Annotated in this window: 23 protein-coding genes; 9 read left to right on the forward strand and 14 right to left on the reverse strand. The window is 42.9% G+C overall.

Annotated elements, in window-relative coordinates; translation table 11 throughout:
- Nucleotides 1-25: 25 nt before the first annotated feature.
- Nucleotides 26-2,164: a sugar transferase gene (locus tag APA_RS09310; protein WP_201322012.1), complete on the reverse strand. Its 2,139-nt coding sequence runs from the start codon at nt 2,162-2,164 to the stop codon at nt 26-28.
- 147 nt (nt 2,165-2,311) lie between these two features.
- On the opposite strand from APA_RS09310, the gene APA_RS09315 reads away from it, so the two are divergent.
- Nucleotides 2,312-2,596 carry a DUF427 domain-containing protein gene (locus tag APA_RS09315; protein WP_201322013.1) on the forward strand — a complete coding sequence of 95 codons (285 nt, stop codon included), beginning with the start codon at nt 2,312-2,314 and terminating at the stop codon, nt 2,594-2,596.
- Nucleotides 2,597-2,737: 141 nt separating this feature from the next.
- Here APA_RS09315 and APA_RS09320 read toward each other — a convergent pair whose 3' ends face one another.
- The 3 genes from APA_RS09320 to APA_RS09330 form a co-directional block, all read right to left on the reverse strand.
- On the reverse strand, nt 2,738-4,432 hold the full coding sequence (locus tag APA_RS09320) for a GspE/PulE family protein (protein WP_201322014.1): 1,695 nt from the start codon (nt 4,430-4,432) through the stop codon (nt 2,738-2,740).
- 214 nt (nt 4,433-4,646) lie between these two features.
- On the reverse strand, nt 4,647-4,835 hold the full coding sequence (locus tag APA_RS09325) for a PCP reductase family protein (protein ID WP_201322015.1): 189 nt from the start codon (nt 4,833-4,835) through the stop codon (nt 4,647-4,649).
- A gap of 79 nt (nt 4,836-4,914) precedes the next feature.
- Nucleotides 4,915-5,454, reverse strand: a complete 540-nt coding sequence (locus APA_RS09330; RefSeq protein WP_201322016.1) for a PadR family transcriptional regulator — start codon at nt 5,452-5,454, stop codon at nt 4,915-4,917.
- 136 nt (nt 5,455-5,590) lie between these two features.
- Between APA_RS09330 and APA_RS09335 the strand changes: the two genes are divergently transcribed.
- From APA_RS09335 to APA_RS09355, 5 genes are all read left to right on the forward strand, one after another.
- Nucleotides 5,591-6,610: an SDR family oxidoreductase gene (locus APA_RS09335; RefSeq protein ID WP_201322017.1), complete on the forward strand. Its 1,020-nt coding sequence runs from the start codon at nt 5,591-5,593 to the stop codon at nt 6,608-6,610.
- On the forward strand, nt 6,573-7,433 hold the full coding sequence (locus tag APA_RS09340) for a YwqG family protein (protein ID WP_201322018.1): 861 nt from the start codon (nt 6,573-6,575) through the stop codon (nt 7,431-7,433). The genes APA_RS09335 and APA_RS09340 overlap by 38 nt, the downstream gene beginning before the upstream one ends.
- A gap of 35 nt (nt 7,434-7,468) precedes the next feature.
- Complete coding sequence (locus APA_RS09345) at nt 7,469-7,927, forward strand: cupin domain-containing protein (protein WP_201322019.1); 459 nt, start codon at nt 7,469-7,471, stop codon at nt 7,925-7,927.
- A 55-nt stretch (nt 7,928-7,982) separates the two neighbouring features.
- Nucleotides 7,983-8,363, forward strand: a complete 381-nt coding sequence (locus tag APA_RS09350; RefSeq protein ID WP_201322020.1) for a hypothetical protein — start codon at nt 7,983-7,985, stop codon at nt 8,361-8,363.
- Between the two features lie 123 nt (nt 8,364-8,486).
- Entirely contained in the window at nt 8,487-9,911 is a 1,425-nt protein-coding gene (locus tag APA_RS09355; protein WP_201322021.1) for a carotenoid oxygenase family protein, read from the forward strand.
- A 384-nt stretch (nt 9,912-10,295) separates the two neighbouring features.
- On the opposite strand, the gene APA_RS09360 is transcribed toward APA_RS09355, so the two are convergent.
- On the reverse strand, nt 10,296-10,550 hold the full coding sequence (locus APA_RS09360) for a hypothetical protein (RefSeq protein ID WP_201322022.1): 255 nt from the start codon (nt 10,548-10,550) through the stop codon (nt 10,296-10,298).
- A gap of 192 nt (nt 10,551-10,742) precedes the next feature.
- Between APA_RS09360 and APA_RS09365 the strand changes: the two genes are divergently transcribed.
- Entirely contained in the window at nt 10,743-11,162 is a 420-nt protein-coding gene (locus APA_RS09365; protein WP_201322023.1) for a helix-turn-helix transcriptional regulator, read from the forward strand.
- Nucleotides 11,163-11,308: 146 nt separating this feature from the next.
- Nucleotides 11,309-12,838, forward strand: coding sequence for a PP2C family protein-serine/threonine phosphatase (locus APA_RS09370; RefSeq protein ID WP_201322024.1), 1,530 nt, complete (start codon nt 11,309-11,311; stop codon nt 12,836-12,838).
- Between the two features lie 96 nt (nt 12,839-12,934).
- Here the strand turns inward: APA_RS09370 and APA_RS09375 are convergent, their stop codons facing one another.
- The 9 genes from APA_RS09375 to smc form a co-directional block, all read right to left on the reverse strand.
- Nucleotides 12,935-13,801: a HEAT repeat domain-containing protein gene (locus APA_RS09375; protein ID WP_201322025.1), complete on the reverse strand. Its 867-nt coding sequence runs from the start codon at nt 13,799-13,801 to the stop codon at nt 12,935-12,937.
- A gap of 39 nt (nt 13,802-13,840) precedes the next feature.
- Nucleotides 13,841-14,656: a HEAT repeat domain-containing protein gene (locus APA_RS09380; protein ID WP_201322026.1), complete on the reverse strand. Its 816-nt coding sequence runs from the start codon at nt 14,654-14,656 to the stop codon at nt 13,841-13,843.
- Between the two features lie 410 nt (nt 14,657-15,066).
- Entirely contained in the window at nt 15,067-15,555 is a 489-nt protein-coding gene (gene cpcA / locus APA_RS09385; protein WP_201322027.1) for a phycocyanin subunit alpha, read from the reverse strand.
- A 151-nt stretch (nt 15,556-15,706) separates the two neighbouring features.
- Nucleotides 15,707-16,225, reverse strand: coding sequence for a phycocyanin subunit beta (locus APA_RS09390; protein WP_103668512.1), 519 nt, complete (start codon nt 16,223-16,225; stop codon nt 15,707-15,709).
- Nucleotides 16,226-16,782: 557 nt separating this feature from the next.
- Nucleotides 16,783-16,923 (reverse strand): hypothetical protein, encoded by a 141-nt coding sequence (locus APA_RS09395; protein WP_201322028.1) that lies wholly within the window; start codon nt 16,921-16,923, stop codon nt 16,783-16,785.
- Between the two features lie 9 nt (nt 16,924-16,932).
- Nucleotides 16,933-17,103: a hypothetical protein gene (locus APA_RS09400; RefSeq protein ID WP_201322029.1), complete on the reverse strand. Its 171-nt coding sequence runs from the start codon at nt 17,101-17,103 to the stop codon at nt 16,933-16,935.
- Nucleotides 17,104-17,240: 137 nt separating this feature from the next.
- A complete protein-coding gene (gene glyQ, locus APA_RS09405; RefSeq protein WP_201322030.1) occupies nt 17,241-18,155 on the reverse strand; it encodes a glycine--tRNA ligase subunit alpha in 915 nt (304 codons plus the stop codon).
- Nucleotides 18,156-18,325: 170 nt separating this feature from the next.
- A complete protein-coding gene (gene purE / locus APA_RS09410; protein WP_201322031.1) occupies nt 18,326-18,847 on the reverse strand; it encodes a 5-(carboxyamino)imidazole ribonucleotide mutase in 522 nt (173 codons plus the stop codon).
- 140 nt (nt 18,848-18,987) lie between these two features.
- Entirely contained in the window at nt 18,988-22,584 is a 3,597-nt protein-coding gene (gene smc / locus APA_RS09415) for a chromosome segregation protein SMC (RefSeq protein WP_201322032.1), read from the reverse strand.
- A 489-nt stretch (nt 22,585-23,073) separates the two neighbouring features.
- Here smc and APA_RS09420 point away from each other — a divergent pair.
- On the forward strand, nt 23,074-25,064 hold a 1,991-nt coding region (locus APA_RS09420; RefSeq protein WP_201322033.1), incomplete at its 3' end, for a UvrD-helicase domain-containing protein.

Below are 25,064 nucleotides of genomic sequence, written 5' to 3' on the forward strand. Positions count from 1 at the left end.
AAAAAAAACAAAAATCGCTGATACGTTACACTGCCTTATTCTTTCTGTCAAATAGAACTACAAAAGTTTGGACAATCAACTTGAGATCGTACCAAATACTCCAATTTTTACGATATTCAATATCGTAATTTACTACCTCGCCAAAAGTTCTCACATTAGAGCGTCCATTCACTTGCCACACGCCAGTAATTCCTGGTCTCACATCTAGACGATTCCATTCTGTATACCGTTCATCATGATATTCAACTTCTAATTCATAGGAGTTAATCTCATCAAAGGTGGGAGGACGAGTTCCGACTAAACTCATATCCCCGACCAAAACATTCCAAAATTGTGGAAATTCATCAAGACTGGTTTTTCTTAAGAATTTACCAATTTTGGTTACGCGTGGATCATCAGCATTCTTAAAGAATTTGCCACTTACAGTCGTATCATCTCCATCAGCAATTGGAACGTTTGAACTTGCCTCAATCTGATTGTCAACTTTTATTTTAAGCTGCTCAGCATTCTGGACCATTGATCTAAATTTCCAAATTCGGAATGGCTTGCTCAATAGACCACAACGGATTTGTCCAAACAAAACATTACCTTTGCTTTCAACCATAATCGCGATCGCGATCGGAACAAATAAGACAGCAGTAAAACTTAAGCCAATTAGTGAGCCAACTATATCTATTAGCCTTTTAATAGGGTTGCGAACTGAAGGATGCACAGGTACACTAGGATCGATGTCGATAAAAGGGAAAAGAAATTTTAGGATTGGATAAAAGATCCTGAGAACAGGGATTTTCTTGAGTAATTGCTGTGTCCGAAATAGCAGCAAACCAGACATCGTAATATTTTTAACTTTAGTCCTTTGGATTGAATTAGAAAATCGAAAAGTATTGCTGGTTGGCTCAGTTATAAATAAATTACTAAGAGAAGATAGTCCAATCAAATCCCCAACAGCTTCACTAACACTCCACAAAGCCAATTTAGTTTTATTGGCTGTAGCCATCCTGAGACAGTTGGTTAAAGCTCCTAAGCCAGCACTATCTATAACTGTAGTATGACTCATATCGATCACAATCTTCTTATAGGATTCGTCAGTATTGCAAAGAGTTTGAAAATCAATCAAAAATTCTCTGGCTGTAGAAAACACCAATCTTTCGGGACTAAAGATGAATGCAATCTCATCAAAAGTGACAATTGAAGCTTGTTTGTAATCTCTATTTTGAGTTATTTCATTATTACTTCCATCACTAACAGGAATGTAAACAGACTTAGAATATCGACTTGCGATCGCCCTACTTCTGACGACAATTAGGTCAAGCACATTTAGTTTCATTAATATCCATGCTGGCAAACCTATATCTTGAAAGCGAGTCTTTGATTCTATAAAAACAACTTTACTACCGCAAACCCACCTTGCAATAAGTAGATAAGGAAGAGAAAATCCTGAGCCTGTACAAACAACTAGATCTGGTTTTTGACGAGGCACAACCCTAAAGGCTAGAACTACATTACGGATAAAATTTGCGAAGTTGTCTTTTACAGGAGCATATCCCCAATACCGAATAACATTCTCAATCTCTCTTTCGGTGGTATTCGTCCGTACAGATATCCATGAGCGATCGCTATAGTTTTCCCAAAAACTTTTGAGGCTTTGCATATATCGAAAATATCCACCCGCAGCACAGACAAGCATTAATTTCTGTGATGGATATCGATCTTTTAAATATTCACACAATTGAGTCTCATCAACTTTAGGAATTACTGTAGCTGTCTGTTGTAACTTGAGGAATTTGACTAAATCGCCTGGGGATCTAGCGATCGCCACCCCTTTGTGCTCAAATTCATCAGCAACTTCCATTTGACGATTATCAATATATTCTCTAAATCTATGTAACCGTGGCACTAGAACGTACGGCGTATCTTTATCTTCTAATAGTAGAGCCGTATTTTCATCGCAATGACTAATAATTAAACTGGCTCGATCAACAAAGTTCAAAAAATCTTGCTCAGATAAATTTCGATAAGCTGTAGAGCCATCAGGTAAATGCGTTGAAAAACCGTATTGGACTAATACCTCTTCATTAATTAGTTGGTACTTGATTAACAACTCTATCCAATGCATTAGAGCGTTAAATTGGTATTGTTCTGTCCCAACTGTGATTAAAAGCATGTCTCAAGCCTTATTACATCAAAACTAAACAATTTCTAGGATATCTAGTATTTTATGCCTAGAGAATTATAGTAACGTTAAAGTTGACTAGCTGAGTCTATCAAAGATTACAATAACAAATAAAATCATTGTAAAAACATCAAATTTATGACAAAAGCAATTTGGAATGGTGCTGTCCTTGCGGAAAGCGATCGCTGTGAAGTCGTGGATGGCAACCAGTATTTTCCTGCCGATGCTTTGAATATGGAATATTTCAAGCCTAGCAATACGCATACAACTTGCGGCTGGAAAGGGGAAGCGAGCTATTACAATGTCGAAGTTAATGGCGAAACGAACAAAGATGCAGCTTGGTACTATCCTGAGCCAAAGGATGCGGCAAAACAGATTAAAGGTCATATTGCATTTTGGCGTGGTGTAAAAGTTCAACCATAGTCCAACCATAAATAAAAAGCCGCGCAAAGCGCGGCTTTTTATTTCAAACTAAGAGGGTAAATACCCCACCGCTCTGCGGTGTGAGTAAATTCTAGTAAAAAAGAATTTGATACCCCGTCCGCTTGCGGCGGGGTTATTCATTTATGAGTTTATTGCCTTGATATGGGCTTGGCGGAAAATGGGAGAATTGACTCGGTATATAGCGCTACGGGGTAAGACCCGCAAAATTTCTTCGGTTGTGGTTATGCCAGCGTTGAGTTTATCGATCGCAGCTAGTCGAAATGAATTGAAGTCAATCTCATTAAGATAACGATTCATTTGGGTGATCGTGCCTTCATAAATCATTTGGCGAAAAGCATCATCAATATCGATCAATTCGACCACAGCTTCGCGTCCAATATAACCTGTAAAAAAGCATTTTTCACAACCTTTACCTTTACGCCAACGACTGGGATCGATATCTTCGCGATCAAGTCTGAGAGATTGCAGCTCTGACAAAGTGGGATGATGGGGTGCTGAGCAATGAGGGCAGTTTTTACGAATTAGACGCTGAGCGACCACACCCAATAAAGCATCGCTAATTAATCCCGGATCTGGTCCTAGATCTTTGAGTCTGGGGATCGCACTAGCAGCATCGTTGGTGTGCATTGTCGATAGGACTAAATGTCCTGTTAAAGCAGCTCTCACCACGGTTTCAGCGGTTTCAGGATCGCGGACTTCGCCCACCATCACAATATCAGGGTCTTGACGTAAAATTGCACGTAATCCAGCAGCAAAAGTCATGCCTGCGGGTTCACAGACTTGGGTTTGGGTGATATTTGGCAAGATATATTCGACAGGATCTTCAACGGTGATCACGTTGACATGTTCTTGGGCGATCGCCTGCAAACTTGTATAAAGGGTACTAGTTTTGCCTGAACCCGTTGGGCCAGTCATGATGATCAGTCCTTGGGGCTGTCGTAACCAACTGTCGTAAATTTTCAGAGTGCGATCGCTAAATCCTAAATTTTCTAAATGATTCGAGAAAGGATTGTCGCGAGGCAAAAGCCTAATTACTGCTTTTTCACCGCAGACACAGGGCAATGTGCTCACTCGCATATCGAGATTAAGATGCAGACTCTCATCGCTGGTATATTCTTTGCCAATGCGACCATCTTGAGGACGACGACTATCGGCGATATCCATGTCGGACATCACTTTCAGGGCGACAATAATTTTGCGGCTAATTTCGAGGGGCAAGGTTTTGATATCGCGCAAAATGCCATCAATACGAAAGCGGACTCGTAAACCAGTGGGAGTTGGCTCTAGATGAATGTCACTTGCCCGATGTTGCAAAGCGATCGACATTAAGGCATTAATCCGACGGGTTTGATCGACAGCTTGAGACAAATAAAGATCCGTAGCTTCGACAATATCAACTTGCTCAGTTTCCCCCGTAAGCGGATTGATCGACTGCGCCGAATGGATCTCGTTAGGATTAGGAATATTTTGGCGGCGAAACCATGTGCGATAACTAGTCGTTGTAATCTTGATCGTTTTGATATCAGTCAAGGTGCGATCGCTGATCAACTTAATGTGTTCATCAGTTAAAGGCTTGGGACTACCAATATAAAAACAGTTGCGCCATAGCAATAGCGGAATTACTGGCGGCAAGATGCTGCGATCTTCAAATTCTCGAAAAAACCGGTGCGTGAGATCTTGGTCAAGCCAAGATAAATGAACATTGCCTTCAATATCTACTAAAAACCGCAATGCTTCTTCGCAGGTCGCGATGTTGCCATGGCGCAGTCTTTTCCAGACTGATTCCCCTACTGAATGCCCCGATGTTTCATTCATGTTTTGTAAGCCCTACGTCAGAACTTGCACATAATCTTTCGTTAAATGATTAGAGGTAATACATATCACAGAGACGTATTACCTCTATTTCCATTATGAAACCAATTAGTCAATGACGGTGAAAACCAAAAGATTGGTTTTGTTGAAAGCCATCCTACATAGAGCTTTCCAACAAAAAAGTTTCTATAATGAGAATTACTGGAGGTACATTCTCTCAATTCATTTGATCATATTTTTTATTGAACATCTTTTTTGCTTGGTCATAAACATCAACAGTGATTGGTGAGAAATTATTGTCTTGAGCATATTTCTCGATTTTTTTACGGGCAAAAGGACGAACAAAGAAAGGAATATCTTTAAGCTTAGCTTCGGCTTCGGAAGTCCATACAATCTTTTCACTCATTGCTTTTTAGGTTTTATTTGTATTTCTTGTTTTGCTTATTGCTTTACAAATTTTAGCCTAGCGACCGCCACTCGTACAGCTACTGCCAAGTTGTTAAAAGCTCTAAAGCTTCATCACACCAATCGATCCAGCCTTGCTCAAAGTTGATCCCTCGGCGGAGTGTTAAATAGGCAAAACGAGACTCTTTGGGGCAATCTTGAGGTGAACTAAAAAAGTTGCGCTCGATCGCTAGATAAGTTTCTAGTTGCTGCTGATGCAGTTGGCGATGGTGGTTGATCTTTTGGGCGATCGCATCTTCGGGAATCAGATAACCAGCATAGATTTTAAGTAAAAACTCATCTTTTACGGTTGCAACTTCGCTAGATTGCAGCAACCATGTTTTCAGGTGCGCTAGCCCCGTATCAGAAACAGAGAATATTTTTTTGTCTGGTCTGCCATCTTGCGAGATCGCTTCAGCAATGATCGAGTTTTGCTGCTCTAGTTTGGTTAACTCACGATAAATCTGCTGGTGTGTGGCTTGCCAGAAAAAACCTACCGTGCCATCAAACTGTTTGGCGAGATCATAACCACTTTTCGGCTCGCAAATCAATGAAACCAAGATAGCGTAAGCAAGGGACATATTTTTGAAAATTAACTAGACTTGAGGTTGACATATGCACTTAGTTGAGTATATATTATCTCCTATATTCAATTAAGTGCATATTATCTTAGTTGAATATAGGAAACCAAACTAGCTATCGATAGGAGACGAAATCATGGACGCTTCTCAACAAGAGTTTCAAGTTGTTTTTGGGACAGGGACTTTAGGTAAGGCGATCGCCCAGCAACTTGTCGCACAAGGAAAGCAAGTACGGATGGTAAGTCGTAGTAATCGAGAGGATTTGCCTCAAGGTGTGGAATTGGTGCGCGGTGATGCTGCCGATCCACGCTTCACCCAGAAAGTTTGCCAAGGTGCAGAAGTGATTTATCACTGTGCGGGACCAAAGTACAATTTCAAAGCTTGGGTAAAAGAGTTTCCTCCCTTGCAACAAGGTATTCTCGCAGGCGCGATCTCTAGTGGCGCAAAGCTGATTTACGGCGATAGTCTCTATGGCTATGGCAAGGTCAAGGAACCAATGCGCGAAGATATGCCCTATGCCGCAACGACAAATAAGGGTAAGATCCGCGCTCAACTTGCGGAAACCTTGATGACTGCTCATCGCGCAGGAAAAGCACAGGTAGCGATCGCTAGATCCTCTGATTTCTATGGTGAAGGCGTTCTCAATTCTGTATTTGGCGATCGTGTGTTTATTCCTGCTTTGCAAGGCAAGCCTGCTGAAGCGATCGGTAACTTAGATCTGCCACACACCTATACTTACATCGTTGACTTTGCTAGAGCCATGATCATTTTGGGCGAGCGAGAGGAAGCGATCGGGCAAGTCTGGCATGTTCCCAACGCGCCGACAATTTCCACAAGAGAGATGCTGAATATTCTTTTTGAAGAATTGGAACTACCACCAAAAATGAATGGCATGGGCAAATTGATGATGCGAATTGGTGGACTCTTCATTCCTGAGGCTGCCGAATCGGTGGAGATGATGTATCAATTTGAGAATCCATTTGTTGTTGACAGTTCTAAGTTTGTTGAAGCTTTTGGTGATATTGCCACACCTCATCGCCAAGCAATTCGTAATACAATTGCTTGGTATCGTCAACATCTTCAAGCTCAAGACAGTTTAAAAACGGATTTTAGAATGTATGAACAGCCAAATCTCAGAACTAATTCACAAGCATAATTTGGGAATGTTTGCGGATATTATCGAATCAGCAATCAGTCCTGCTATTCATGCCTCCAAAATTGATTCCCAAGAAAGCGTAGTTGGTGCTTCTCGCATTGGTGGATTACCTGATGTTCCTGCTGATTTTCAGTGGGCTCAGTGGAATGGTCAGCCCTTGTGCTTCTTAGCTCAGATTAACTGTCATGATTTACAAAAGTTCTCTGCTGCTAAGAATTTGCCTGATTCTGGAATCCTTTATTTTTTCTACGATGCGATCGAACAACCTTGGGGTTTCGATCCAACTGATCGGGGAAGCTCGGCAATTATTTACCATCCTTCTACCGAAGATCTTACCCCATCTTTATTGCCAGAAAATGCTGATATTGACAATGACTGGTTGTTCCCATCCTATCCCATCCAATTCCGTGAAGTCTTATCTCTTCCTAGCTATGATTCTTTAGCATTCGAGCAATTGGCTATTCCTAAAGATAGCGTGGATGATTATGTCAATCTCATTGAAGATGTAAAGGAATTGATAGCAGCGAATGAACCAATGCATCAAATGTTTGGGCATTCCGCTAACATTCAAGGAGATATGCAATTAGAATGTCAACTTACTTTCCATGGTCTTTACTGTGGTGATGCGAGTGGATATAACGATGCGATCGCAAAAGATTTGGAGGCTGGTGCTTCTGATTGGTTGTTGCTGCTCCAGTTAGACTCTGACGACGATCTGGAGATGATGTGGGGCGATATGGGAATGCTTTATTTCTGGATTCGAGAATCCTCACTCCAATCAAAACGATTTGATGAAGTATGCACTATTCTTCAATGTTCTTGAACTAAAACTAATTTGATGAACAAAGCGAGTGTCCTATGACTATCATCGATCCCAATCAAGTACCCAATCGCACAGGCAGTAACTATCCCGATCGCTTCAAACCCGTAGTCGCAGGGCGTGAGAAAAAACGTCTCGGTGAGGCATCAGGGTTAAAGAACTTTGGAGTGAACTTGACCACGCTTCCACCGAAATCGCGATCGGCGCTCCGTCATTGGCACACCAAACAAGACGAGTTCATCTATGTTCTTTCAGGAGAATTAACCCTGATTACTGATGAAGGAGAAGCGCTTTTGTCAGCAGGGCAAGCGGCGGGATTCCCTGCGGGTGAGCCAGACGGGCATTGTCTTTATAATCATTCCGATGAAGTTGCGACTTATCTGGAAATTGGCGATCGCACTCCCAACGATCAAGGACATTATCCCGATGATGATCTTGTAGCGAAAGCAAATGAAGATGGATGGCAATTTACCCATAAAGATGGCACATCTTATTGAGTATAAGTATTCATTCATATGATTTTGCAATCAAACATCTGTTGAGAATAGTTTAATGAACGTGCTCTATTTTCCATATTTTGTCAATATTGTAATTTTAGTTCCCATCGCCATCGGGACTCTATTTAACATCTTTCCAGTTGCTGGTGGTCATTTTGCGGAAAGCGAAGGTTGGAGATCGCTTGTTGGCTCATTATGGACTGCTATTTTAATAGGTTCTATATTAGGACTCTTTCACCCAATCGCATTCAGTCCGCTTCTACTAGTCCAAGTTGTCTACAAAGCTCTGTGGCTGATGGTTTACATTGCTCCAAGACTAATTTACGGCGATCCGAATCACGAGATTCATTGGGCGATCTCAATTATCTTCGCTTTCATCGTAGTGCTATATCCTTTGGTCATTCCTTGGAATTACCTCTTTAAGTTATCAGCATAGAAGCATTTTTAAGTATTTTGAAATTGTTTCTCGTCCTAAAAACAGTAGTTAGTATGTGCGACGCTTCGCGCCGCACATACTAACCCTAAAAACAAACTATTTAGCAATTATATTGAGGGAATTATGACTGTAACTATTGCAAAATCAGCATCTTGGGCAAAGGTGATCGCTAAACCAGCGACAGAGTTTCCCCTTACCCAAATCTCGACTATTTCAGGGACGATTCCCGAAAACCTCAAAGGCTCTCTTTATCGCAATGGTCCTGGAAGATTGGAGCGTGGAGGTATCCAAGTTGGACATTGGTTTGATGGCGATGGCGCAATTCTTGCTGTGCATTTTGCTGAAGGACAGGCTCGTGCTACTTATCGATATGTCCAAACCAAAGGATATTTGGAAGAAGAACGTGCCGATAAATTGATTTACGGAAATTATGGTATGACCGCCACAGGTTCATGGTGGCAACGTTTCGGTAAGGCTTCTAAGAATGTGGCAAATACTTCTGTAATTGCTCTCTCTGACAAGCTGCTTACTTTGTGGGAGGGAGGATTGCCTCATGCTTTAGATTTGGAAACTCTGGAAACTTACGGTTTAGAGAATCTCGAAGGTTTAGAGAACCATTTGCCCTATTCCGCTCACCCTAAGCGAGATCCAAAGACTGGCGAGATTTTCAATTTTGGAGTTTCCTATGGCAAGAATGCGACTTTAAATATTTATCGTAGCGATCGCAATGGCAAGCTGATCAAAAAGAGTCAGACAAATCTTCAAGGATTATCGATGGTGCATGACTTTGTAATGGCAGGTGATTATCTGATTTTCTGTGTGCCACCACTACGGATGAATGTATTTCCTGTATTGCTAAATCTCCAAAGCTATAGTGAATCCTTGCAATGGAAGCCCCAAGAAGGAACGGAGATTTTAGTGTTTAATCGCCACAATCTTGAATTGGTCAGTCGCAGCAAAGCCGAACCTTGGTTTCAGTGGCATTTTGGCAATGGCTACAGCGATCGCGATGGCAATCTTGTCTTTGATTTAGTGTGCTATCCAGACTTTGCGACCAATCAATATCTCAAAGAAGTTGCTTCGGGTAAAACGAAAACCGTTGCCAAGGGAACTCTCTGGCAAATGCGCCTCAACCCAACCACAGGCGAATTTCTGGAGTCTTCGCAATTATGCGATCGCGGTTGTGATTTTCCTAGTGTCGCGCCTTCACAAGTTGGGCAAAACTCTCGCTATACTTATCTCTCTGTGCATCGCCCCAATGCAGTCATTAATCAAGAAATATTTGGTGCGATCGCACGTTATGACTACCAAACTCATACTCTCACCGAAGCCAATCTCGGTACAAATCGCTATCCGATGGAGCCAATTTTCGCGCCTGATCTATCCAATCCTGATACTGGTTGGGTGATCACCGTTGTGTTTGATGGCGATCGCGAATGTTCAGAAGTATGGGTATTTGATAGCGATCGTATAGATGGCGAACCAGTTTGTCGTTTATCTCTACCCAGTATTGTACCGATGGGTTTTCATGGGACTTGGCGATCGTAATCATTTTTACAGACAAGGGGCTTAAGCCCCTTGTTCGGAGTTTCTTATGGAAGATAAAATATTGAATATTTCATTTGAGCCAATGTCATCTCGATCCGACTTGGAATAGATCGTCAACAAAAGCACGCTGATTGGTGACTCAACTTGATAAATCAAGCGATAACCAGCACTTTTGCCTTTTTGAATATTGCTATTTTTAACCCTGACTTTGATAACAATGTAGTCTTCTCCTAAACCAGCAATGCGATCGCCAACAAAATTCCCAGTTTCAATTTGCTCAAGTACGATCTTGATATCTTTGCGGATACTACGATATATCTCTTGGATAAAGAGTAAAGACTATTCTCAAATTCATCAGCAAATCTAATAAAGATCTGATTATTTTCATTCGGCATCGATTCTATTCCACAGTTCAGAAATTGGTCTAGTCTGTCCTGCTTTAGCTTGTTGAAAAGCCCTTTTTAAACTGGCTTTAATCTCTTCAATAGAAGTGTTATCAGGATCATCGGCTAATTCTTGTATTGGTTCAGGAAATAGCACAATGACACGAACACGAATAGAAACATCAACATTGATCGGCTGATCTAGCAATAAATGCCCTTGTCGATCAATAGTACCTGCGACTTCTACTGCTCTCATTTAGATTCCCTCATTTTAATGAAAATATAACACAAAGCTTTTAAACCTAATCCTAAGACATTATATTAAACAAGGTGTTTAAGCCTTTTACCCGTCCTAATATTAAAGGCGATCGCTATAATTGGTATAAAATCATTTCTGTTAGATTTACTTGTTATTTGAAAATCTAACAAATTTTTTTTATATTAAGCGATGCCACCAAGGTTACAAGTCAAAACTGATGATTGCTCTCCCCTAGGGCTATATGTTCTTCAATATTTAGAAGAGCAAGACATTAGTATGAATCACCTTGCCGAATTAACAGGCGTACCACAACCAAGACTCAGAGGAGCTTGCTTTAAAGGAACATGTCCAACTCCTGAGACTCTTAGGAAGTTGGCAAAAATAATGGGTAAGCATCATTTAGAGCTGTACACCTTGGCATATCAGGGCAGGATCGAGCAGGCTCCTGAAGATGTCGATGACAACTTGCTAGATATTTTAATCAGGCAAATGTTGGAAACATCACGCGAGTTCAATCTTGCCATGCCCAAAGTTCAGCCTTCCAAAGCAAAAATCCGTAAAGCATTAATAGAGCTAGGTTTTAGAGAAAAACGCGAAGAGATTCTCTAAGAACCATAGTCCCAAAAAGCATAAAATCATAGGTGAAGCGAAATTTCATCTATGATTTTATGCTTTTTGGTGAGAAAAATAATACGTAAGCAAAAGTTTTTTTGCATATAGAATATGCTGATATTAAAGCTCAAACAGCAATCTAAATGCAGAATTCACTAAAAATCAAACTGGTTTCAGGCTCCCATCTTATTACCTTTATCAGCCTTTCTTTAGGATTTAGTGGGTTATTGTTTGGAGCCTCAGCTTGGAATGTCTTTTCCACATATCAAGCTTTTGACAAAGCGATCGCTAACCAATTTAAATTACAAAATTTGAGCAACCAAATTATTTACTACGATGAAGTGCTAACTATGTCAGCGCGAATGTACGCTGGGACAGGCGAGCCGAAATGGGAATCTCGTTACAATCAGGTTGTGCCGCAGTTAGAAATCACGCTCAAGCAAATTATCGAACAAACTCCAAATACTTATAATGCAAATGCCAAAAAGACTGATGAGGCTAATCTAAAGCTTGTTGATTTGGAGACCAAATCGTTTGAATTAGTTCGTCAAGGCAAAACTTCAGAGGCAATGCAGATTTTATCGGGGACTGAGTATGAATCTCTAAAACAAATCTACTCCGATGGCATATTAACAACTCGAAATGCGATATCACTGGAAACTGAAAACAGCCTCACCCGCTATCGCCAGTTTTTGTTTCAATCTTTGTTGCTTGCAGGATTGAGTTTGCCGATTTTATTAGTAACAGCCACGATCATTATTTTGCGAGTTAAGGGGTTTGTACAGGAGCGCAACCAAGCCCAACTTTCTTTACAAGAGTTAAATCAACAACTAGAAACTCGAGTTGAAAAAAGAACCAAAGATCTAAAGTCAGCTAACTCTAAAATCACCTATTTGAACGAGCAGTTGCAGGAAGAAAACCTGCGAATGAGTTCTGAACTGAATGTGACTCGGCGATTACAACAGATGATGCTCCCGCTGGATGAAGAACTGGAAACTATTAAGGAGCTTGATATAGCAGGATTTATGGAACCATCAAATGAAGTTGGTGGGGACTATTACGATGTTTTACATCACAATGGGCGAGTCAAAATTGGGATTGGAGATGTCACTGGACATGGTTTAGAAAGTGGTGTTTTGATGATCATGGCTCAAACGGCAGTGCTGACTATGAGCGTTTTACAGGAAAAAGATCCTATTCGGGTTCTTAAAGCTTTGAACACTGTATTGTATGAAAATGTTACGAGGATGAATTCCGACAAAAATATGACGCTTCTGTTACTTGATTATTTTCAAGGAAACCTGAGTTTAGTCGGACAACATGAAGAGGTAATAGTAGTCAGAGCGGATGGGACAGTAGAGCGCATCGATACCAATGATTTGGGGTTTCCGCTTGGATTAGAGGCTGATATTAGTTCATTTATTATGCAAGCTCAAATCAATCTTAACCCCGAAGATATTGTCGTACTCTATACGGATGGTATCACTGAGGCAGAAAATCCAAATCGCCAGTTTTATGGGCTAGAACGTTTATGTCAGCTTGTTCAAAATCATCGCCAAGAATCTGCTCAGTCAATTTGTGAAGCTATTATTCAGAATCTCAAGAATTTTATCGGTTTAAGTAGAGTTTATGACGATATAACACTCCTCGTGATCAAACAGCTTCAATACTAAGCTTTATCAAAACCCAAGAGAGAGGTGCAGCGCAAAGCTCTGCACCTCTCTCTTGGGTTTTATTTGTGAGGCGATGCGAAACACCGCCTCACAAACTTAATTGCGCGGATTATCTTTTGAGGATTTTTGCCCGATCGCAGATGCTAAGTCCTGAAAACGTCGCGGATCGCCTTCGCCGACTGAACTAAGCCGCTCTTCACGCTTGATTTCATAGAGGTGATTGAGAATATTTTGCCAATCATCAGATGTTAGAGGTGATTCTTTTTCTTTAACCGCTGCGCCTTTTTTAACAATATCCAAATTATTTGGATAAATCTGTTGGAAACTTTGTTGTAAATTCTGCTGAGCAAGCCAAGCACGAGCACGAATCGCCAGAACCTCGTCGTTACATCCCATCAAATTAAATTGCACTTGAATTTCCGATCGCCATGTCGGATGTCTATTCGCGATCGTAATTGCCAAAGATTCCAAACCTACCACCGCCGCATAGCGCACGACCCATTCTTCATCTTGCTGGGCGACAAACAACAACGCATCTAAAGCTTCTTCCTGTGCCATCTCACGGAGTTCATCAGGAAACCAATGCCATTTCATCATCCCCAATCCTTTGACTGCGGCGCGGCGGACACTCATCGCAAAGTCGGCAGTCGCCACACCAAGCAAAGTTATCAAACCTCTCGGATCGCCAATGCCAGCTAAAGCGCGGATCGCCCACGATCGCGCTGTGTAGTTATGCATATCCAATAGCTCAAGCAAAGCAGGAACAGCAGGATCTCCTAACTTGATCAATCCATCCACCGAAGCGACAGCAGCACCAGGATTGTTATAGCTTAGCGCCTCAATCAAAATGGGGATAGCACCTTCTAATTGAGCATCCGCTAGGTTTTGGACTGCTTCAAGTAAAAGCTTAGAAGAATCTGCTTCTTCTACAGCCTGTATTAGTTGAGAAAGGCGATCAGTCATAGGTTTAAAAAGTAGAGAAGCGCTTTGCGCTTCTCTACTTTACAATAAATCATCCATCAGTGCCATGACTCTCACTGCGCCTTCTGTAAGTGCTGGCGGTATCGCAAGAGGAATTTGTTTTTCTAATAATCCTTTCAGACAAATTAGTTTGAGGCTATTCTCGGCAAGCGTATCGCCGATCGCTTCCGCCGCCGACAAATAACCGATCGCTCCCAAATCTGACAGAACTGTGCGGCGCAGTTGTAGGTCGTCATTCGATAGGGCGATGATTAGGCGATCGCCATATTGATTAGCAACCTCTGGCTCCGAAAGTTGATACATCGCTCTTGCCGCCGCATATTGCACCTTAGGAATCGGATGCTCCAAAAAAGGCAAAATATCAGGAATTGCTTCTACCGCTCTTAATGTTCCTAATGCTTCCAGAAAAGCGTCATAGGGATGTTCTGGTTCTGCGTCAGAACTAACTTGGAAATTAGGATTTTTGATTAACTCGAATATATATGGTATGCAGGAATCATCGCCCAACATTTCTAACGATTGAGCTGCTGCTTCACGCACATAAAAGTCACTGCATTCTAACGACTTGATTAATGCTGGTACTGCCCTGCGATCGCCCAGTTTCCCCAAAGCTCTTGCCGCGTTGCGCCGTAATGGATACCCTCCCGCCTCAGTGCGATCGGCTTCATCAGCCAAAGCTAAAATCAACAGATCGATCGCTTCTGGCAAATTTACCCGAAAACGACCTAACCACCAAGCCGCATAAACTCGCAATCCCAAGTCTTCACTCTGGAGATTGATGAGCGCCTGTTCGATTGTTAATTGATTATCATCTGGAATGCCAGATTCTTCATTCATAGTTTTATTTTGACAGCTATCGTTAGTCACTAAAGATCCCCCTCAATCCCCCTTATAAAGGGGGAAGAAGATAATTTTAATTCTCCCCCCTTTATAAGCCACCGTGTACACACAAGTTTCTCTGTCTACGTTTCAATGTGTTAAGCCCCCTAAATCCCCCAATGCTGGGGGACTTTGAAAGACTAGAATTTTCTTGTCCCTCCAGAATTGGGGGCTAGGGGGCGATCAATTGTTGACTCGACTAGTTTTTATGACTTGTGTGTACACGGTAACTTTATAAGGGGGGCTGGGGGGGATCTATACCCTAAAACGTAAATAGAATAACTTGCTTGTAAAGGTTAGCGCAAAACGCTGTACCTAAAAAGCAAAAAGCACCCCCGAAGAGGTGCTTTTTGCTTTAAAGCGAAAAATTAGCTAAGTGCATTGATTGCATAGTCAATGTAGGAGTTAGCTTCAACAGCTGAGTCTCCAGACAAACCATGATTAGCCTTAACATACTTAAGAGCTTCAACATACCAGCTAGGAGAAAGATCGAAGGTGCGGTTGATTTCAGCGATACCAGCAACCAAGTAGTCATCCATTGGACCTGTGCCACCAACTACGCAGCAGTATGTAACCATACGGATGTAGTAGCCGATGTCACGTACACACTTGTCTTTGCCAGTTTGGCTAGAAGCATAGTTAGCACCAGTCATGGAGGTGGTGTAAGGGAACTTGCTGTATACAGCGTTAGCAGCGCCAGAAGCCAAAGATTCAGCCTTTTCGCTCAAAGCCTTAGCAGCAGCTAGACCAGAGGTAGCTTGACGGAAACGACCGAAAGCAACTTGGGTTTCGGTGGTGCTGAGGAAACGACCTTGAGAATCGGCGGCGGATACTGCTTCGGTTAAAGGGGTTTTCATTGTGAGATGTTCTCCAAAATAATCTTGTTAAGGTAAATACGATCTGATGAAAAATTCATTAATTCAGTCAGAAAGAAATGGAATCAATCAAAAAACTTAAATTATTCAGTCTTTAGTCCAGTCTATAAAAGTCAAGACTAAGGAAATAAAACTAAGCAACAGCAGCAGCAGCCTTATCGAAGTAGCTACCGATTTCACTCATAAGAGCGGAACAATCGCCACGGGTTACGCCGTTAGGATCGTTAGCGATCGCGATCGCAGCATCCTTCATTTTGCCGATACCAACAGCAACTGAAGAACCAGGAGTACCAAGCGCCAAGTAGGTTTCTTTCAAACCATTGAGGCAACGATCTTCCAAGATGCTTGCATCGCCAGAATAGATAGCGTAGGTAACATAGCGCAATACGATTTCCATGTCGCGCAAGCAAGCTGCCATACGACGGCTGGTGTAAGCATTTCCACCAGGAGCGATCAAAGCAGGCTGTTCAGCGAACAAAGCGCGAGCAGCATTAGCAACGATTGCAGAAGAGTTGCTGGTGATGCGGTTTACAGCGTCCAAGCGTTTGCTGCCATCGGCAACCATTGCACTTAGAGCATCAATTTGAGAAGCACTGATATAAGCGCCTCTGGAATCAGCTTGGGATACTACCTTTGCAAATGCGTCGTACATAATACTGTTATCTCCAGTTTTGTAATTATCTTTTATTTTTTATGTCATCCTCAAACTGATTAAAGTCTGATGGATGATTGACCGATCCAAGCGTTATTCTGATGTTTATTTCAGAAAACCTTAGAAAAATCTTTGTTTTAAATAGTTGGAAAAACTCACTCGATTTAGATAAACACTTGTGGTTTTATCAATCTCGCGCAGTTCAATTTCCTACCTATTTGTTTATACTATGTCGTTGGATCATTTTTTATTACAGATTGTCACAATTTATAAAGGGTTATTTCAATATCTCTTTTTTATCTCTTTTTTTTAATCGCGAGCAGCAGTCAAATCGATATCAAAAACCTAGAAAGTATTGGCGATAACTTGCTCTGGAAAAGCCTTATAGCTTTTTAAACTTAAATGGCATTATGCTGATCGCATTTAGCTAAAGTTATTTGTGCTTAGGGCAAAGGATATACACACCATGAAAGAAAACCTTTTGCCTTAATGCTTCTAAGCTTTGTTGTATAGCAAGTAGCAATTGCTTACGCTTTGCAAGCCGCATCGCCAAATCGCTATGGTGTGCTAACCAATCGCAAAGGCATAATTCTTTCTAAAACTTGTTCTGCCGATAACAATCGGGTAATGCGTACCTGTGCGATCGCAGGCTTACTATCACTAGACTCACTACTGCTTGGTAATTCTTCTGGGATCACTTCTATAGCTTAGATCACCTCTTCAACTTTATAGAGAAGCATTTCCTCTTTTTCGTCAACAAGGTAAACGCCAATGGGAATAATTATGGGCTTGCGTCGCCATGCCATATCATTCCATAGTCCCGAGACCTCCCATACTCTTCTTAGTTGCCAACCTTGAGACAGAAAAAAATACTTCATTCGAGACTCTCTCTGTTTACAATATTATTCTTCAAATTTCTCTCTTGGCGACAACTAACTATAGCTAAAAAAGAAAGAGGCGGTGCTTTGCACCGCCTCTTTCTTTTTTAGCTATGTTCCAATTTGCGCTCTAACTTTTAAATGGGTAGTGCTAACTCAGCCCCCAAAGGAAAGCCTAGTGCTTCCCTTTGAGCGTAATAGAGCTTGGCAACTTGACGCGCTAAGTTACGAATCCGTCCGATGTAACGTACCCGCTCAGTCACCGAAATTACACCCCTAGCATCTAACAAATTAAAGGAATGTGAACATTTCAAAACATAATCAAAGGCTGGTAATACAAGTTCAGCTTCTAATAAATGTCCTGCTTCTTTCTCGTATTGTAAGAACAATTCAAAGAGCAAATCTGAATCCTGTGGCTTGCCGCCAAAGTTACCAAAGTTGTAGCCACTATGCTCGACTTCGCCTTGGTGGTGTACTTGTCCATACTTGATGTCGCCTAGCTGTGGGTGAGATCGCCATACAATGTCGTAGATCGAATCCACCCCTTGCAAGTACATGACTAGACGCTCTAGTCCATAGGTGATTTCCGCAGAAACGGGGCGACAGTCTAAGCCGCCAACCTGTTGAAAGTAGGTGAATTGGGTGACTTCCATTCCGTCTAGCCAAACTTCCCAACCAACACCCCATGCGCCGAGGGTCGGTGATTCCCAATCATCTTCGACAAAACGTACATCATGATCGGCAGGATCGATACCGAGATGTTTAAGGCTGTTTAGATATAGATCCAGCACGTCATCGGGCGATGGTTTAAGAATTACCTGAAATTGATAATAATGTTGCAGGCGGTTAGGATTTTGTCCATAGCGTCCATCGGTGGGGCGGCGGCATGGCTCAACATAGGCAACGCTCCAAGGCTCAGGGCCGATTGCTCTCAAAAATGTATGCGGACTCATCGTGCCAGCGCCCTTCTCGATGTCGTAGGGTTGAGCAATCAAACATCCGCGATCGCTCCAATATTTTTGCAACGCCAAAATAACCGACTGAAAATCCATGCTGTACTAGGCAATAATACTTTAGACTTTTATCCTATCAGCGATCGTGTCGAAAATCCCCTAAATTCAGGGCTTTACAGCAAATTCTCGTTATGAAGGGTTTGCACCGCCGCAGGCGGTGCAAACCCCAAGATTGGGTTGCGCTGAAAATTACAAGCCGCGCAAATACATCACATTTGTTGCAAATATTTTTCGCTTCCTAATTCGTCAAGTTTATCTTGCTTTTCCATCACCATATCCGCTAAAGATTTTCGATAGGCACATACCTTTTGCAGAAGATCAGAGTTGTGACTAGCTAGAATCTGGACTGCTAACAGCCCTGCATTATCAGCATTGCCGATCGCAACTGTCGCCACAGGGATTCCCTTAGGCATTTGCACAATTGAATAGAGAGAGTCAACACCGCTAAGTTGTCGAGTAGAAACTGGTACACCGATTACAGGCAAAGGGGACAGCGCCGCAACCATACCTGGTAAATGTGCAGCACCACCAGCTCCCGCAATAATTACTTTAATGCCGCGAGTATGGGCTGTTTTGGCAAATTCCACCATTCTTTCGGGTGTGCGGTGAGCAGAAATAATCGCAACTTCATGGGAAATATCAAATTGTTGGCAAATTGCGATCGCGCCTTGCATGGTAGGTAAGTCAGAGTCGCTGCCCATGATGATGCTAACTTGTGGCTGATTTTGCATGTTTTAGATTTTTTATATAGCTATAGCCACTTATGTTAGGACAAAATCAAAACCCCAAAGAGAGTTGCGGCGCAAAGCGCCGCAACTCTCTTTGGGGTTAAAAGACTAGTGGCGGCGCAAAGCGCTGTCACTCGCTTACATCAACTCGATCGCAGTTCTAAGCCTAAAACTTGAGTATGCTCTCCACGCGCTTGAGTTACGCCGATAGTGCGTTCTGAAGCTTCGATCATCGGGCGGCGGAGGCTGACGACGATAAATTGAGCGAGGTTGGCTTGCTTCCGCACCATTTTTGAGAGGCGCTCCACATTAGAACCATCAAGGAACATATCGACCTCATCGAAAGCGTAGAAAGGCGAAGGGCGATAGCGTTGCAGTGCAAAGATAAAGCTGAGAGCTGTGAGAGATTTTTCACCTCCAGACATCGATGAGAGATTCTGTACTTGCTTGCCTTTAGGGTGAGCAACAAGGGTTAAGCCGCCACTGAGAGGCGCGTTGGGATTTTCGAGTTGCAAATAACCGTCACCATCGGAGAGTTCGGTAAAGATTTCTTTGAAATGTCCGTTGACTGCATCAAAGGCTTGCATGAAGGCCCGTTGACGCAGAGTGGTGAAATTCTCAATGCGGATTAAGAGTTCGGTGCGTTCTTGGTTGAGAGTTTCTAGACGACTACTGAGTTCGTCGAGACGTTGTGATGTGGCTTCGTACTCTGCGATCGCCATCATATTGACGGGTTCCATTGACTGAATCCGCTTGAGTAAACGGCGTTGCTCTAGTTGCAACTGCTCAAGGGTCATGGTTTCGGGAACTTCAGGGACAATGTCAGGAAGCTCAATTTGGGCAAGTTGCTCTGTAAATTGAGCTATTTGCTGTTCCAGTTCGGTTTGGCGTTCGCGATTTTTTTGTAGCTGCCATTCTTGTTGTTGCAGTTGTTGTTGTTGAGCGCGAAGCGACCGCTCACAGGCATCACGTTCTTGTTTTGCCGCGCCGATGGTTTGCTCGAGCACATCAAGACGAGCTTGATAGGAGACGATCGCAGCTTCAGTTTGTTTAAGTTGATGCTGAATTTGCGAAGTGCTATTCATCAGCTCCACTTGAGTGCCTCGCAGTTCTTGCAAGCGAATTTGGCGCTGCGCCATTTTCTCTAAGGCGAGCTTATGTTTGTTCTCTAATTCGCCTAGTTGTTGCTTGGCGGTGCGCAGTTCGATTTCCGCACTATTTAGCAGTGCTTCTTGACCTTGCAATGCATCTTGCGCTTGCAGCCAACGTGTATGAGTTCCCGATTTTTCTAGTTCTGTAAGTTCGGCTCGCTTGACTAGCAGCTTCGCTTCTAGTTCGGCAATATTGCCATCAAGAGTGCTCAATTGTGATTGACCGATTTCGATCGCAGCACGGGTTTGCTGAATTTGATCTTGCAGACGAGTGCGATCGCGGCTATTGCGTTCGATTTGTTCGTAGATGCGATCGCGCTTGAGTTGGGATTCACGATGAGTAGTTCTTGCAGATTGTAATTGTTCTTCAAACTTAGCAATACCAGTTAATCCGCCGCGCAAACGGTGATTTAGGCTGGCTAGCATCTGGTCGATTTCTAAGAGGCGATCGCGCAGTTGTTTTGTTTCTGAAGATTCCGCAGGTTTGGCATTGCCGAAATGGAGACTACCGTGCAGAGGAGCGCTTCCACCTGTCATTGCCCCAGATGTTTCGAGGATTTCACCTTCTAGTGTTACCATGCGATGCTTGCCGATGTGGAACCTCGCTTGAGTGAGGTTCTCGAATACGAGAGTATTGCCAAACACAAAGGAGAAGACATCTTGATAGCGATCTTCGTAGGTGACAAGATTAAAGGCATAGTCGATCGCGCCTAGTCTTTGGGCTTCTGTGCGTGAAGGAAACTTAGCCGCATTTAGCTTATTCAACGGTAGGAATGTGGCGCGTCCTGCTCTCTCGCGTTTGAGCAAGGCGATCGCTTCCGATGCAACTTCATCGTTATCCACAACCAGATTGCCTAAGCGTCCACCCGCACAGATTTCTAGAGCTAATTGATAACGAGGCTCAACTAATCCTAACTGAGCGACCAAGCCATACACACCTGACATATTTGCTTCGATCACGACCTGTGAAGCTCTGGTTCCTTGGACTTCACGACTTGCTTGGACTTGAGCTTCGAGTTTGTCAAGTTGTCGCGTTTTGATTCGCTGCTCCTGAGAAATGCGATCGATAGTTTCGTTCTGAAGTTGTACTTCTAATTGCGCTTCTGCAAGATTTTTGGCTAAGGTTTGCACCAAAGCCTCAGCGCCACTGACTTCCGCTTCTTGCAGCCGCAAAGCATCTTCGAGAGACTGATTGGATAGCATATCAACGGCATAACGCCCTTCTCCAGCCAGAATTTCTTTCAATTCCTTTTCTTGCGATTCCAATTGGAGCGATCGCTGATTGAGGACTTCGCGAATTCTAGTTTGCTCTTGCTTTTGCGGATCGAGCGAAGCTTGAGCACTATCAACATCTTGACGTAATTGCGTTTGCTGACGTACCCATTCCGAGGAAGCTGATGCGATCGCTTGCACTTCCTTACGATATTGCGAAACAATCGATGACTGCTGATCGCGAGCTTTTTCAGTGGTAGCTGCTGATTCCTCCTTAAATTGCTTTTGTGATTCTAATTCTTCCGATTCACGCAAGAGGTGATCAATTTCCTCTTGGGTACTGACAATATGATTTTGATTATTTTGGTAAGAACTAGTCAGAGACTGCTGCTGACGTTGCAATCCGCGCAGTTCTGCCTGTTGTCCAGACAAGTTACTAGAAACCGAGAGATATTCTTCTTCACCGAGAGTATGGACGCGATCGCTAAGTTCGTTAAGCTGCACTGTGCCTGTCTCGATTACCTGCGAGAGTTCTGCCAAGGACTTCTCAATATTGCCGCATTGTTCGCGATTATTAACTAATTCAACATTACGAAGTGATTGCTGATAAGTAATCTCTCGCTGTTGCAGCACCGCCTCCGATGCTTCCATGCGTTCATATTCCAACCGCAACGCCTTATATTTTTCTGCCTTAACGCGATCGCTCTTGAGCTTCTCTTTATTGGCAATCAGTTCCTGCTCAACAATCCGAAATCGCTCTTCTTGAGCTTTAACATCATCTAATTTATCTTTGGCTGTTGAGATTTTGCGATCGAACTCGCCTACACCTGCTAATTCATCAATAATTTCTCGCCGCTCCCGCGAATTCATCGAGATGATGCCCGTAACATCCCCCTGCAATACGACGTTATAGCCTTCAGGATAAATACGGAACTTCGCTAATTGTTCATGCAATTCGCTCAAATTACATGGCGTTCCATTGATGTAATAAGTAGATGTATAAGTCCCCTGCGTGGTAACGCGCAATTTCCGCATCACCGTCCATTCGCCAATAGTCTGTCCTTCCGCCGAAGGAATCTCCACCCCTTCACTTTGCAAAGCCGCCATTTCTGCTTCTTCGAGGGCAAAGGTCACGGTGACGATCGCTTCGACCATCCGTCCCTTCTTGCTGTGGGCTTGGTTAACTAAATCTGGCAAGCGATCGGCGCGCATCCCCTTAGAACCTGCTAGCCCCAGTGCAAATAGCAGTGCATCGAGAATATTCGACTTACCCGAACCATTTGGCCCTGAAACCACCGTAAACCCAGTCATTAGTGGGATTGATACAGTCGAGCCAAAGGATTTAAATCTGGTTAGTTCTACATTTTTAATGTACATATTCGATATACGCAGTGGCGATTTGGGGGCATACCAAGCAAAAAATTAGCACAGCAATTTTTTTGCTTTCTCTAGAATGTCAGTTTTTGACAGCACGAAAGTGCAAATACGTTATCACATCTTGTCAAAAATGGCATAGGTATCTCAAGATTTTTTTGTGCGTACATGCGATCGCCTCAATATCTGCCCTAGAGGCTTTGGCGCTTATTTACAGATTTACCAATAGGAAAACTGCCCCATATTTCACACTTTGCTGCACTTATTTCTTGATTTGTATAATGTCAAAATAATGTCAAACTCCATTGGCATACAATGTAAATGTTGATAAGTACCTCGGCACAATTAAATATAAAATCCCAAAATCTGTACCGCTCGCTACGCGAACGGTACAGATTTTGGCTTGTTTTTTAATTTTGCGGAGGTACTTAAAGCTGAAGGCAGTTACATCGGTGATAACTGCCGTAAAGATAATGAAACTAAAAGTCTGATATGACAAATTTGTGGATTGAAGGCGGTAGTAGGAGTGGCAAGACTGAGCGAGTAGTTCAGCGATTTTGTAATTGGACTGAAACAGATTTTGCGTACCAGTCTAATCCCCAAGCTGCTTCGCAAAAAGTTTTGGTTCTTACCGTCGATTCTCAACAGCGTCGTGAGCTTAGCGATCGCTTGATGATCGCAACTCATGGCAGTTATCCAGTTACCGCTGTCACTCCGCTAAGTTTTTTTCGTGACGAAGTGCGTTTGTTTTGGACATTATTAGTCAAAAAACTCGATCTGAAAGCCCAGTTCCCTTTGCTTCTAAGAGTTGAGAATGAGCAGGAACTCGCTAATAAGATCTGGAAAGATCGCATCGAAACAGGAACCTTACAAATGGAAGGTATTGGGCGCGATCGCCTTGTTCGCAGATTATTAGATTTGTTTCTATTAGCAGCCTATGGTGGTCGTGAGATTAACGAAATCCCTGCGATTCTAAATGCTGGTATCGAGACTAATATTCCAGAAAATATTGAAGGTACTGAGAATCAGATATTAGAGCAATGGCAAGAAATTGGCGAAGCTTTACAAGAATGGCGTAAGTATTGTTGGGAGCGGGGCTTGCTCACCTATGGAATTATTACGGATTTGTTTGTCCATTATTTACTTCCCAATCCTCAATATCAACGCAAACTTAAGGAAAGATTTCGATATATTATCGTCGATCGCGCTGATGAGATGCCTGCGATCGCCTGTGACTTATGCAAATTTTTGCTTAAGAATAGTGCGATCGGCATGTTTACTTTTAATCCCGACGGTTCGGCAAGATTAGGATTAGGTGGCGATCCTGAATATTGGCAATCGCTCAAATCAGAATGTGAAATCATAAGGTTACCCCATGCGACACATACTTTGGGGGCTGAAATCGCAGAGTCAGTTCTGCAAGTTATCAGCGAACCAATTTTACAATTTATCGAACCCTACGCTACCATTCACTCCATTGAATCTGTTTCTCGCTCCAAATTATTCCGTAATGTTGCGGAAACGATTGCCGAAGCGATCGCATCAGGTGCAGTCAACGCCAACGAGATCGCCATCATTGCCCCTGGATTAGATAATATTGCCAACTATGCGATCGCGGAAATTCTTCGCAAAAAGAATATTCTTATTACGCCCCTGAACGATCAGCGTCCATTATCCTATTCTGCTCAAGTGCGATCGCTACTGACCCTAATCACATTAGTCTATCCGAATCTTGGGCAACTCGTGAGCCGCGATCATATTGCCGAAATGTTAGTGGTACTTACCGAAGCGATCGATCCTGTTCGGGCTGGAATGCTTGCAGACTATTGCTTTGCTAGACATCCAGAAAGTCCGCAACTGTTGGAAGCAGAAACCTATAACCAATGGAATCGCCTCGGCTATGAAGCGACTCAAGACTACGAAAAATTACGGCAATGGATCGAACAACAATCGCCCAAGGATGCGCCATTGCTATTTGTCGATCGCGCTATTCAGGCATTCTTTAAACCACGCAAGTTGAGTTATGAACATACTTCCACATTACAGTCATTGATTGAAACTGCCCAATATTATTGGCAATTGGGATATCGACTCGATCTAGAAGATACCGTCATTCTTGAAAATTTTATTCAACTGATTCGGCAAGGTACGGTCACTGCCAATCCCTATGCTCCTAATCTACCTGAAGATAGCGTTGTCCTCGCAACAATTATCCAATATCGCATGGCAAGGCGATCGCATCGTTGGCAATTTTGGCTGGATGCTAGTTCCGATCTATGGTTGCAGGGTGGAGCCGCTTCTCTATTCGGTGCGCCACTTTTTCTTAAAGGCTGGAATGGAACATTATGGACAATCGAAAACCAGCGAGATGCGGATATGCAACGCTTACAGCGATTGCTGAGGGATTTGCTCGATCGCACTGGCGATCGCTTATATCTCTGTCATAGTGAACTCAGCACCAATGGACAACTCCAAAATGGCGT

Origin of the sequence: Pseudanabaena sp. lw0831, from assembly GCF_016584665.1 — a bacterium.
Lineage (GTDB): Bacteria > Cyanobacteriota > Cyanobacteriia > Pseudanabaenales > Pseudanabaenaceae > Pseudanabaena.